This window comes from Pseudomonas sp. 05N434, from assembly GCF_056396965.1.
Genome location: NZ_JBFTMK010000105.1, coordinates 1 through 10,897, shown reverse-complemented (window position 1 = coordinate 10,897; position 10,897 = coordinate 1). Strand labels below are relative to the sequence as shown.

At 61.7% G+C, this 10,897-nt stretch carries 10 protein-coding genes and 1 pseudogene; 5 read left to right on the top strand and 6 right to left on the bottom strand.

Features of this window, described 5'->3' with window-relative positions:
- The 3 genes from AC1DLB_RS09555 to AC1DLB_RS09545 all read right to left on the bottom strand — a co-directional run.
- Positions 1–1,336 (bottom strand): DUF6531 domain-containing protein (locus AC1DLB_RS09555; RefSeq protein ID WP_477784923.1); only part of this gene is annotated, 1,336 nt, incomplete at its 3' end.
- 148 nt (positions 1,337–1,484) lie between these two features.
- Positions 1,485–2,255, bottom strand: coding sequence for an HvfC family RiPP maturation protein (locus AC1DLB_RS09550; protein WP_477744449.1), 771 nt, complete (start codon positions 2,253–2,255; stop codon positions 1,485–1,487).
- Positions 2,248–3,084 carry an HvfB family MNIO-type RiPP peptide maturase gene (locus tag AC1DLB_RS09545; RefSeq protein WP_477784924.1) on the bottom strand — a complete coding sequence of 279 codons (837 nt, stop codon included), beginning with the start codon at positions 3,082–3,084 and terminating at the stop codon, positions 2,248–2,250. The genes AC1DLB_RS09550 and AC1DLB_RS09545 overlap by 8 nt, the downstream gene beginning before the upstream one ends.
- A 301-nt stretch (positions 3,085–3,385) precedes the next feature.
- On the opposite strand from AC1DLB_RS09545, the gene AC1DLB_RS09540 reads away from it, so the two are divergent.
- Complete coding sequence (locus tag AC1DLB_RS09540) at positions 3,386–4,432, top strand: class I SAM-dependent methyltransferase (protein WP_477744447.1); 1,047 nt, start codon at positions 3,386–3,388, stop codon at positions 4,430–4,432.
- Positions 4,433–4,683: 251 nt separating this feature from the next.
- Here AC1DLB_RS09540 and AC1DLB_RS09535 read toward each other — a convergent pair.
- A pseudogene (locus tag AC1DLB_RS09535) lies at positions 4,684–5,577 on the bottom strand (LysR substrate-binding domain-containing protein).
- 148 nt (positions 5,578–5,725) lie between these two features.
- Between AC1DLB_RS09535 and AC1DLB_RS09530 the strand changes: the two are divergent.
- Genes AC1DLB_RS09530 through AC1DLB_RS09520 form a run of 3 tightly spaced genes read left to right on the top strand, consistent with a single transcriptional unit; the run spans position 5,726 to position 8,316 of the window.
- Positions 5,726–6,424, top strand: coding sequence for a CoA transferase subunit A (locus AC1DLB_RS09530; RefSeq protein WP_018928063.1), 699 nt, complete (start codon positions 5,726–5,728; stop codon positions 6,422–6,424).
- Positions 6,425–6,460: 36 nt separating this feature from the next.
- Entirely contained in the window at positions 6,461–7,126 is a 666-nt protein-coding gene (locus AC1DLB_RS09525) for a 3-oxoacid CoA-transferase subunit B (protein WP_477784922.1), read from the top strand.
- Between the two features lie 11 nt (positions 7,127–7,137).
- The gene (locus AC1DLB_RS09520) at positions 7,138–8,316 is read left to right on the top strand and encodes an acetyl-CoA C-acetyltransferase (protein ID WP_477744446.1); all 1,179 of its coding nucleotides are present in this window, start codon (positions 7,138–7,140) and stop codon (positions 8,314–8,316) included.
- Between the two features lie 192 nt (positions 8,317–8,508).
- On the opposite strand, the gene AC1DLB_RS09515 is transcribed toward AC1DLB_RS09520, so the two are convergent.
- The gene (locus AC1DLB_RS09515) at positions 8,509–9,111 is read right to left on the bottom strand and encodes an NADPH-dependent F420 reductase (protein ID WP_477784921.1); all 603 of its coding nucleotides are present in this window, start codon (positions 9,109–9,111) and stop codon (positions 8,509–8,511) included.
- Positions 9,112–9,221: 110 nt separating this feature from the next.
- Between AC1DLB_RS09515 and AC1DLB_RS09510 the strand changes: the two genes are divergently transcribed.
- Positions 9,222–10,118: a LysR family transcriptional regulator gene (locus AC1DLB_RS09510; protein ID WP_477784920.1), complete on the top strand. Its 897-nt coding sequence runs from the start codon at positions 9,222–9,224 to the stop codon at positions 10,116–10,118.
- Between the two features lie 16 nt (positions 10,119–10,134).
- Here AC1DLB_RS09510 and AC1DLB_RS09505 read toward each other — a convergent pair.
- Positions 10,135–10,897, bottom strand: a 763-nt coding sequence (locus AC1DLB_RS09505) for a divalent metal cation transporter (RefSeq protein ID WP_477784919.1), incomplete at its 5' end; no start/stop codon positions are given.

Below are 10,897 nucleotides of genomic sequence, written 5' to 3'. Positions count from 1 at the left end.
AGCCAAAGCCGAGGCCGCAGTCGATCTCGGCGGCGCTGGTGCGATAGAGTCGGGTGAAGTCGAACGGCAGGATGCCGTCCAGCGCACCGTCGGTGAGGGTCAGCAGTTCTTCGCCGGTGACCATCGACACTGGGCAGCCATTTTTGCAGGTCGACGGTGCACAGGTGGCGCTGTCGCCGTTGGGGTTTTTCGCCTGATCCGGGGAGTCGTCGTGGTGTTCGTTTTTTTTCAGTGTGGTGTTGCGTTTGGCATCCCAGCGCAGTTGCATCCGGCCTTTTTTCAGGCCCGCCGCAATGCCACGGGCGGCGACTTTTTTGTAGCGGTCGACRTAGCCGATGAAGTTATTGATGATCGTGAAAATCGCCTTCACGAGACGCACAACGGCACTGATCAACTGCGCAGCTCGATCAGCCAAACGCATCGTCAGATAGGCGATGCCGGCGCCCGCCCCGGCGAACGTCAGGACGAGGCCAATCAGGATATCGATCAGCAGCTGCACCACCACCATCGACACCGCTTCGGCGGTTTTGCCGGCAATTTCGCTGGGTGGCAGCATGTCCAGCCAGAGGCTGGCGCAGCGCACCAGCAGGCACAGCGCTGCTTCGTCACTGACTAGCAACTGGGCTTTTTCCATGACATCCGGTGCGGCTTTGGCGAGCTTCTCCAGCTCTGCGGCGCTTTCGCCCAACCGCTCTCCAAACTTCGCCGGATCCTTGAGAATGTCCGACAGCAGGCCGATGCTGTCCCACACGCCTTCAATTGCCGCCCAACTTCCCGCGAGCATTCCATTGCCTACAGCAACCGAAGACGATTCCGACCACCTCGGTTTGAACGTCTGCCATTCATCACGCAGCCAGCTGTCGAGTTCCTTCGTCAGGCCGTCGTACGAGGAAAACAGCTCATTTACCTGATCCGGGGTGACTTCGTTGTGAACATGAACGCGGTAGAACTTGCCGGGTGTACCGGTGAACTCTCCCTTGCCACGTTCATTGAGCGTCACAGGCGTCGACTTACCGCCATCCACCGCAATGACATCGACCTGAATATTCCCCAACGGAACATCGTAAACCGACTCAAACTTGCTCTCGATCTGCAGAATTCCGCCGTCGGGACACTGCGCAACGCTGGAGAAAAAATCGTCATCGCTGCTGCTGACGGACTTACTGGTATCGCCCAGTTTGATTTTGCGTTCCATGTCCATCAGCGACGGCAAATCAGCGGCACGGCTGGCCATGTCCGCCGTTTGGTTGAACCAATGCTTAAGCTGTTTGCGGTAGAGCGTCAGGGAGTCCGGAAAACGGTCTAGCTCCTGCTCGATACGGGCGATGTGCTCCATCAACGCACCGGAAAGTAGGCAGTGACGGGAGAAAAGGAGTCGAACATAAGCAATCCCTTGCGCAGAAAATTAGGCGCGGGGACTTTGCGGGGGATCAATCAGAAATGAAGTCAGGAAAGGTAGAAATGGATGTAGGGCGATTCGCTGATTAGCAGCGACTAAAGGCCGCTATGCCGATTACCCCCTCCCCATGCATCTGCCGCAACAACGCCAATCCACTATCGATAAAGGCCTGCGCCCCCGCCATCCCCGCCTCCACCGCCAGCCCTTCCAGTTGCGACCGACCATCGAGCTGAGGAAATTCCCCGATCCGCTGCAACAACCGCCACGCCAACGGGCTCAGTTCAGAGAAGCGCACACTCCAGTCTTCAGCCCGACGCACCAACAGCAACGTCGGCTGAGTCGGTGGCACTTGCGGCCGATAATCCGGCCCCACTTTTTGCACCGGCCAGCCATAGGCCAACGGCCAGGCCAGTGGCGAAATCTGCAACGGTTGATCCAGCAGCAATCCAGCATCACTGGCCGGCAACGGCTCAGCGTCGGATTGTTGCAGGGCCATTTCGACCCATTCGTAATGCGCCAGCTCGACCATGAACGGTGGCCACGGCCCATCGTTCAGCGCCTGAGGCATCGATGCGAGGAACTCGACGAACTCCTGGGCAATCTCGCCGAATTTGGGCGTTTGAGCGCGGTAGTCCCGCAGGAAGATCCGCACCAGAGAACGCCAGTCACTGTCCCCCAGTATTCTCACCAACACCGGAAAGGTGCCGCTGAGCAACGACGACAGGTTCGAGAACACCAGATCGCGATAAACCTGCGCCCGTGCCACGTCCATCCCGGCAGGCGGTGCGCAGTGGTCGGGATCGCGCAGGTAACGAGTCAAGGTGTCTTGCTGCTGATATAGCGTCGGCTTATCCATGGTTAGCCTCCTGCTGCAGTCGGCGGATGGTCTGCAACTCGCTGACCAATTCAGAGAACGCCGGGTAGTTGAAGTCCCGCTCAAGCAGCGTCGGCTGTACGCCGAACCGCGCATACGCCTCGGCCAGCAAAGCCCAGACCACCGGTTTGACCGAGGCGCCGTGGGTGTCGATTTTCAGGGTGTCGGATTCGTCGAAATGCCCCGCCACATGCATCGCGACCACTCGCCCCGTGTCGATGCCCGCCAGAAACGTCTGCGGATCGAAACCGTGATTGATCGAGTTGACGTAGACATTGTTGACGTCCAGCAGCAGGTCGCAATCGGCTTCGCGCAGCACTGCGTTGGTGAACGTCAATTCGTCCATGTCCTGCTGCGGCGCGGCGTAGTAGGAGACGTTTTCCACCGCCAGGCGCCGACCGAGAATGTCCTGTGCCTGACGAATTCGGGCGGCAACGTGATGCACCGCTTCCTCGGTAAACGGCAACGGCAGCAGATCGTAAAGATGCCCGTCATCGCTGCAGTAGCTCAGGTGTTCGCTGTACAGCGGCACCTTGTAGTGATCGAGGAAAACCCGCACCTCCCGCAGAAGCCCGACGTCCAGCGGCGCCGATCCGCCCAGCGACAAGGACAAGCCGTGACAGGACAATGGATAACGCTCGGCCAGGGCACGAAACGCCGCGCCATGCGCGCCGCCGATGCCGATCCAGTTTTCCGGCGCGACTTCCAGAAAGTCGAAAGCGCCCGCCGAGGCTGCTTGAAGGTCCTTCATCAAACCGCGGCRCAAGCCTAGCCCGACGGTCGCCTGCGCAGATGTGAGGGGAATTTGCATGGTGTCGATCTCATCCTGGGATCCGGTCTCCAGCGCCTGAACACTCAGTGCCGGCCGGCAGGCCCAGTCAAGCGCCTCGGTGTGTCGGGTCTGTGTGCGCAAACACCCCTCTTCTCAGCGCACTGTATCGGACAGGCAGCCAGATACAGAGGGATACACGAACTAGACTTGTTGATTACCCCCCGCGGGGGGGAGCCAGGACGCGGTTATCGTCCTGTTCATTCCCACGATCACCGCCCACAGGCGCATGCCTCGACAAACAATGCCTGCGGGCCGTGATCCTGCTGAAGGAGCACACAAGATGGACGAGGCCAGACTCAATGATTTCATGGGCAAACTGGTGAGCGACATGGGCGGCGCGGCGATGCTCGCCAACGTCATCCTCGGCGAAGAACTCGGCCTGTACCGGGCCATGGCCGACAGTCAGCCCGTCACCCCCGAAACACTCGCCGCGAAGACCGGCTGCAACACCCGCCTGCTGCGTGAATGGCTCAGCGCCCACGCGGCCTCCGGTTACATGGAACACAGCGACGGCCAGTTCCGCCTGCCTGAAGAGCAAGCCCTGGCGCTGGCGATCGAAGACTCACCGGTCTATGTGGCCGGCGGTATGGCGGTGGTTGCGTCGTTTTTTCATGACAAGGACAAACTGGTCAACGCCATGCGCGGCAACGGCGCCCTGCCCTGGGGCGATCACCATCCGTGCATGTTCAGCGGCACCGAGCGGTTCTTCCGCCCAGGCTACAAGGCGCATCTGGTCAGCGAGTGGCTGCCGGCGCTCGACGGGGTGGTCGCCAAACTGGAAGCCGGCGCGAAAGTGGCGGACATCGGCTGCGGCCACGGCGCCTCGACCGTGATCATGGCCCAGGCTTTCCCCGAGTCGCGGTTCGTCGGTTTCGATTACCACGCGCCCTCGATCACCGTCGCCACCCAGCGCGCCGAAGAAGGTGGCGTGTCCGGTCGGGCGCGGTTCTTCCAGGGCAACGCCAAGAGCTATCCGGGCGACGACTATGACCTGATCTGCTATTTCGACTGCCTGCACGACATGGGTGACCCGGTGGGCGCCGCACGGCATGCCTATGAATCGCTCAAACCCGACGGCACGGTGCTGTTGGTTGAGCCCTTCGCCAACGACACGCTAGACGAGAACGCCAACCCGGTGGGACGGCTGTTCTACGCCGCCTCGACCTTTATCTGCACACCCAACTCGCTGTCCCAGGAAGTCGGCCTCGGGCTCGGTGCCCAGGCGGGCGAGGCACGGTTGCGCAAGGTCTTCACCGAGGCGGGGTTCACCCAGTTCCGGCGAGCCACGGAAACGCCGTTCAACCTGATTCTGGAGGCGCGTAAATAAGGGCAGGCGCATCATCCGGGCAGGTTGGTCTGCCCGGATGCAACGGATGAAACCGGACCCTGTGGGAGCGGGCTTGTGTGGCGAGGGGGCTTGTCGGAACGCCGCATCGCCCCGTTCGATTGCGAAGCAGTCGTAAAACCAGTCACCGCTTTCTAAATTCAAGATCGCGGTGATTGGTTTTAGGGGTGCTTCGCGCCCCAACGGGGGCAAGCCCCCTCGCCACACAAGCCCGCCCCCACAGGTGACCGTGATCAGCTCAGACGCTCGCCAAGGTTTTCGGCCTTGAGAATATCGAACAACGCCTGCGCCGCCGCCGACAGTTCTTGCCCCGTCGTCAGTACCCCGATCGCCCGTTCCACCACCGGGTCGCGCAGGGTGATGCAACGCGCGCCCAGCTCGCGCATCTGCCCGGCGCACAACGCTGGCACCGCGCTCACGCCCAGTCCGCTGGCCACCATCCGCCCGACCGTTGCCAACTGATGACTTTCAAACTCCACCGGCAATTTCATGCCCCGCGCTTGCAAATGCTCTTCGAGCATCACCCGCACCGTGGACGGTCGCTGCAAGGTAATGAACGGTTCCTTGAGCAAGGTCTGCCAATCGATATCGCCCAGGTCCGCCAGCGGTGAATCAAGCGGCACCACCGCCACAAACCGGTCGATGTACAACGGGGTGAATTGCAGCGACGAACTCTGGGTCGGCTCAAACGCCACGCCCAATTCCACCTGACGGTCCCGGACCATTTCCAGCACCTGCTCGTTGATCACGTCGTTCACCGTGACGTTGACCTTTGGCTAACGCGCRCGRAAGGTCTTGAGGATCGGCGGCAGCAGGTTGCCGGCAAACGACGGCATCGCCGCCAGCGTCACGCGGCCACGCTGAAGGGTGAAGCGTTGGCGCAGTTCATCCTCGGCATTGTCCCAGTCCGCGATCAGCCGACGGGCCAGTGGCAGCAGCGATTCACCCTCGGCGGTCAGTGCGACGTTGCGGGTATTGCGGGTGAACAGGCGCCCGCCCAGGCCCTCCTCCAGCGCCTTGATGGTCAGGCTCAACGCCGACTGGGACAGGTGCAGCCGTTCGCAAGCCACGGCAAAGCTCAAACTCTGGGCCACGGCCAGGAAGGCGCGGATCTGTTTAACGGTCATGGCCACTGTCTCCAACGTAGCGCGCACTCATTGGTGAGTTTTATCTATCAATCAACCTTAAAAATCAACTTAACAAATAAATCCTGTGGCGAGACACTCCCTCCCCATCCGGCTAGCCAGCCGCCCACAAAGAATAAAAGAGGTGCATATGGCAGGGTTCGACAAGCGCGTGTATTCCTATGAGGAAGCGATGGCCGGTCTTGAAGACGGCATGACCGTGATCTCCGGCGGCTTCGGCCTGTGCGGGATTCCGGAAAACCTCATCGCCGAGATTCAGCACCGGGGCACCCGTGACCTCACCGTGGTCTCCAACAACTGCGGCGTCGATGGGTTCGGTCTCGGCGTGCTGCTGGTGGACCGGCAGATCCGCAAAGTGGTGGCCTCCTACGTCGGCGAGAACAAACTGTTCGAAGACCAACTGCTTAAAGGCGAAATAGAAGTCGTCCTGACCCCCCAAGGCACCCTCGCCGAGAAAATGCGCGCAGGCGGTGCCGGCATCCCGGCGTTCTTCACCGCCACCGGCGTCGGCACTCCAGTCGCTGAAGGCAAGGAAGTGCGCGAATTCAAGGGCCGCCAGTACCTGATGGAAGAATCCATCACCGGTGACTTCGCCATCGTCAAAGGCTGGAAAGCCGACCATTTCGGTAACGTGGTCTATCGCCACACCGCCCAGAACTTCAACCCGCTGGCCGCCACCGCAGGCAAGATCACCGTGGTCGAAGTCGAAGAAATCGTCGAACCCGGCGAGCTGGACCCGTCGCAGATCCACACCCCTGGCATCTACGTCGACCGGGTCATTTGCGGCACGTTCGAAAAGCGCATCGAACAGCGCACCGTGCGTAAGTGATCCCCTGCCCCCGGACCGAATGAAGGAATAACAACAATGGCACTTTCCCGCGAACAAATGGCTCAGCGCGTCGCCCGCGAAATGCAGGACGGCTACTACGTGAACCTCGGCATCGGCATTCCGACCCTGGTCGCCAACTACATCCCCGAAGGCATGGAAGTCATGCTGCAATCGGAAAACGGCCTGCTCGGCATGGGCGCCTTTCCGACCGACGCCGAAGTCGACGCCGGCATGATCAACGCCGGCAAGCAAACCGTGACCGCGCGTATCGGCGCGTCGATTTTCTCCTCCGCCGAATCGTTCGCGATGATCCGCGGTGGCCACATCGACCTGACCGTGCTCGGTGCGTTCGAAGTGGACGTCGAAGGCAACATCGCCTCCTGGATGATCCCCGGCAAACTGGTCAAGGGCATGGGCGGTGCGATGGACCTGGTGGCCGGTGCGGACAACATCATCGTCACCATGACCCACGCCTCCAAGGACGGTGAGTCGAAACTGCTGCCCCGCTGCAGCCTGCCGCTGACCGGCGCCGGTTGCATCAAACGCGTGCTGACTGACCTGGCCTACTTGGAAATCCACAACGGTGCGTTCATTCTCAAGGAACGCGCACCAGGCGTGAGCGTTGAGGAAATCGTCGCCAAGACCGCCGGCAAACTGATCGTGCCTGACCACGTCCCGGAAATGCAGTTCGCTGCCCAGTGAGGAATCCGTCCATGCAAGACGTTGTGATTGTTGCTGCCACTCGCACTGCCATCGGCAGTTTCCAGGGCGCGTTGGCCAATGTGTCTGCGGTGGACCTCGGTGCTGCGGTGATCCGCCAGTTGCTGGCGCAAACCGATCTGGACCCGGCGCAGGTCGATGAAGTGATCATGGGCCAGGTATTGACCGCCGGCGCCGGGCAAAACCCTGCGCGTCAGGCTGCGATCAAGGCCGGCCTGCCCCACGCCGTACCGGCCATGACCCTGAACAAGGTCTGCGGCTCGGGCCTCAAAGCGCTGCACCTGGCAGCGCAGGCGATTCGCTGCGGCGATGCCGAGGTGATCATCGCCGGTGGCCAGGAAAACATGAGCCTGGCCAATTACGTGCTGCCGGGCGCCCGCACCGGTCTGCGCATGGGCCACAGCCAGATCGTCGACACGATGATCAGCGACGGTTTGTGGGATGCGTTCAACGATTACCACATGGGCATCACCGCCGAGAACCTGGTGGACAAGTACGGCATCAGCCGTGAAGCCCAGGACGCCTTCGCTGCCGCCTCGCAACAAAAAGCCGTGGCCGCCATCGAAGCCGGGCGTTTCGTCGATGAAATCACCCCGATCCTGATCCCCCAGCGCAAGGGCGATCCGCTGGCCTACGCCACCGATGAACAGCCGCGTGCCGGCACCACCGCCGAGTCCCTGGGCAAGCTGAAACCGGCCTTCAAGAAGGACGGCTCGGTGACCGCCGGCAACGCCTCGTCGCTGAACGACGGCGCCGCCGCGGTGATCCTGATGAGCGCCGCAAAAGCCAAGGCCCTCGGCCTGCCGGTGCTGGCGAAAATCGCCGCGTACGCCAACGCGGGCGTCGACCCGGCGATCATGGGCATCGGCCCGGTCAGCGCCACCCGTCGTTGCCTGGACAAGGCCGGCTGGTCCATCGATCAACTGGAGCTGATCGAGGCCAACGAAGCCTTCGCCGCGCAATCCCTGGCGGTGGCCAAGGACCTGGAATGGGACCTGAGCAAGGTCAACGTCAACGGCGGCGCGATTGCCCTGGGTCATCCGATTGGAGCGTCGGGTTGCCGGGTGCTGGTGACCTTGCTGCACGAGATGATCAAGCGTGACGCCAAAAAAGGCCTGGCCACCCTGTGCATTGGTGGTGGTCAGGGCGTGGCATTGGCGATCGAGCGCTAGCCCGAGACCGCGTTGTCGTTCATCGCGAGCAGGCTCGCTCCCACAGGTGACCGCATTCTCCCGAGAGCACTCTGTTACCTGTGGGAGCGTGGCTTGCCCGCGACGACGGCGGCACAGTCAACATTGATGTCGCCTGACACACCGCTTTCGCGGGCAAGTCCCCTCACCACAACGGCTGGAAACCTCTGGCCCTCAGGCAAATTTCACCAGGTTCAAGACCGGCAACGGACCGCCCGGGAACTGCACCAGCCGCGCCCCGACACTCAGTTCGCCCAGATCGATTCCAAAGAAGCCCAATCGCTCGATCAGCGCTGCCACTTGAGCCTTGGCCTCGGCATCGTCACCAGAAAGAAACAACACTCGCCGCCCACCCTCCGCCGCCGGATCACTCTCAAGCAGATGCGCTTGAAGGTGATTGAAGGCCTTGACCACCCGCGCGCCAGGTACCCATTCGGCAAACACTTCACTGGACGGACGGCCCTGCAAATCCACCGCTTTGAACGATGGCGCCTCGATCGAATTGTTCGCGTCGATGACAATCCGCCCGCCGAAATCCGGCAATCCGGCCAGTGCCGTTGGCAATTTCGACCAGTTCACCGCGACCAGAACGATCGGCTGCGCGGCCGCTTCTTCACGGGTGCCGGCCCGCGCCGTCGGCCCGAGTTCTTCCACCAGTGAGGCCAGGGTTTCCGGGCCGYGGCTGTTGGCGATGACGACTTCAATGCCCTGACGGGACAATGCTTTGGCGAAGGCTGTGCCGATGGCGCCGGCGCCGATGATTCCGATAGTGCTCATGGTGTTCACTCCGTAGTGGGTTGGTGGAGTGAATACTGCGCTTGCCATTACTACTTTATTAGACGGTAATGAGTTGAATGATCTTCAAGTATTAATATCAGGTGTCTGAGATGGAAACACTCGCCAACCTCGAATCTTTCGTGCGCAGCGCTGAAACCGGCAGCTTCTCCGCCGCCGCACGGTTGCTCGCACTGACGCCCGCCGCCGTCAGCCGCAACGTGGCGATGCTTGAACGCAATATCGGTGTGCGGCTGTTCCAGCGCTCGACCCGCAAGCTGTCACTGACCGAAGCCGGCGAACGCTTTCTGGCCAGCATCGGCGGCAATCTGCAGGCGCTGCAGACGGCGATCAGTGCGGTGTCCAGTGRTCGCGGGGAGCCGGCGGGGGTGCTCAAGGTCAGCTTGGCGCCGACGTTCGGCATTGACCACGTGTTGCCGCTGTTACCGGAATTTCTGGCGCGCTACCCGCTGATTCGCTTGGAATGGCACTTTGAAAACCGCCAGGTCGATCTGATCGCCGAAGGGTATGACGCCGCCATCGGCGGCGGTTTCGAGCTGACACCCGGGGTCGTCTCGCGGACGTTGGCAGCGGCGGATGTGGTGGCGGTGGCCTCACCGGCGTACATGGCCGGACGCACCCTGCCCAGCAGCCCGGCGGACCTGGCTCAGTACAACGGCATTGTGATGCGCGGCATTCGCACCGGGCGGGTGCGCCAATGGGTGATGCGGGATAGCGTGGGCAATGAAGCCAGCGCCGAGCTGAGTGAAAACATCGTGCTCAATGACCCTGCCGCCATGCGTGAAGCGGCCCTGCTCGGCCTTGGTGTGACGCTGCTGGTGTCGCCCGATGTCATCGCCCATATCCAGCACGGCGAACTGCTGCGCTTGTTGCCGGACTGGCATGCCGACGCGGGATCGATCTCGCTGTATTACCCGAGCCGCACGTTGATGCCGGCCAAGACCCGGGTGTTTATCGATTATCTGGTTGAGGCGTTTGAGCGGGGGTGAAGATCAAAAGAATGACTCAGCCCACAAACTGCAAAATCAACCAGCTGTTGGCCGCACTGATTACCGTAAACAATCCCCACGCCAACACCCGAGTTGGCAGCCGATTCACAAACGGCCCCATGAGCGTCTGATCGTTGGTCATGCGAATCAATGGGTACAACGCGAATGGCAGTTGCAGGCTGAGTACCACCTGACTCAACACCAGCAGTTTGCCGATTGCCCCGTCGCCCATCAGCCACACGCCGATAAACGCCGGGATCAGCGCCAGCCCGCGAGTGATCAAGCGCCGTTGCCAGCAGGGCAAGCGCAGGTTCAGGTAGCCCTCCATGATCACCTGGCCCGCGATGGTGCCGGTGAAGGTCGAGCTCTGCCCCGACGCCAGCAACGCCACACCAAACAACACGCTGGCCAACGCCCCGCCCACCAATGGATCGAGCAAGTGATAGGCATCCTGGATGTCCACCACGTCGGTGTGCCCGGTCTTGTGGAAGGCCGCCGAAGCAAGAATCAGGATCGCCGCGTTGACCAGCAGTGCCAGGGCCAGGGAGCCGATGGTGTCGATGCGCGCCAGTTTGACCGCGTCCTGCTTGCTGGCCAGGTCTTTGCCGATCATCCGCGTCTGCACGATCGAGGTATGCAGGAACAAGTTATGCGGCATCACCGTGGCCCCGAGAATGCCGATGGCCAGGTACAACGGCGCCGCATCGCCGATCACCGAAAGTGACGGTGTGAAACCGCGAGCGACATCCGGCCAATAGGGCGACATCCGGCCAATAGGG

Bases quoted from the DNA above. Each gene is read 5' to 3' on its own strand.
- AC1DLB_RS09550 (WP_477744449.1), bottom strand. From the start codon at position 2,255: ATGGATAAGCCGACGCTATATCAGCAGCAAGACACCTTGACTCGTTAC.
- AC1DLB_RS09540 (WP_477744447.1), top strand. From the start codon at position 3,386: ATGGACGAGGCCAGACTCAATGATTTCATGGGCAAACTGGTGAGCGAC.
- AC1DLB_RS09530 (WP_018928063.1), top strand. From the start codon at position 5,726: ATGGCAGGGTTCGACAAGCGCGTGTATTCCTATGAGGAAGCGATGGCC.
- AC1DLB_RS09525 (WP_477784922.1), top strand. From the start codon at position 6,461: ATGGCACTTTCCCGCGAACAAATGGCTCAGCGCGTCGCCCGCGAAATG.
- AC1DLB_RS09520 (WP_477744446.1), top strand. From the start codon at position 7,138: ATGCAAGACGTTGTGATTGTTGCTGCCACTCGCACTGCCATCGGCAGT.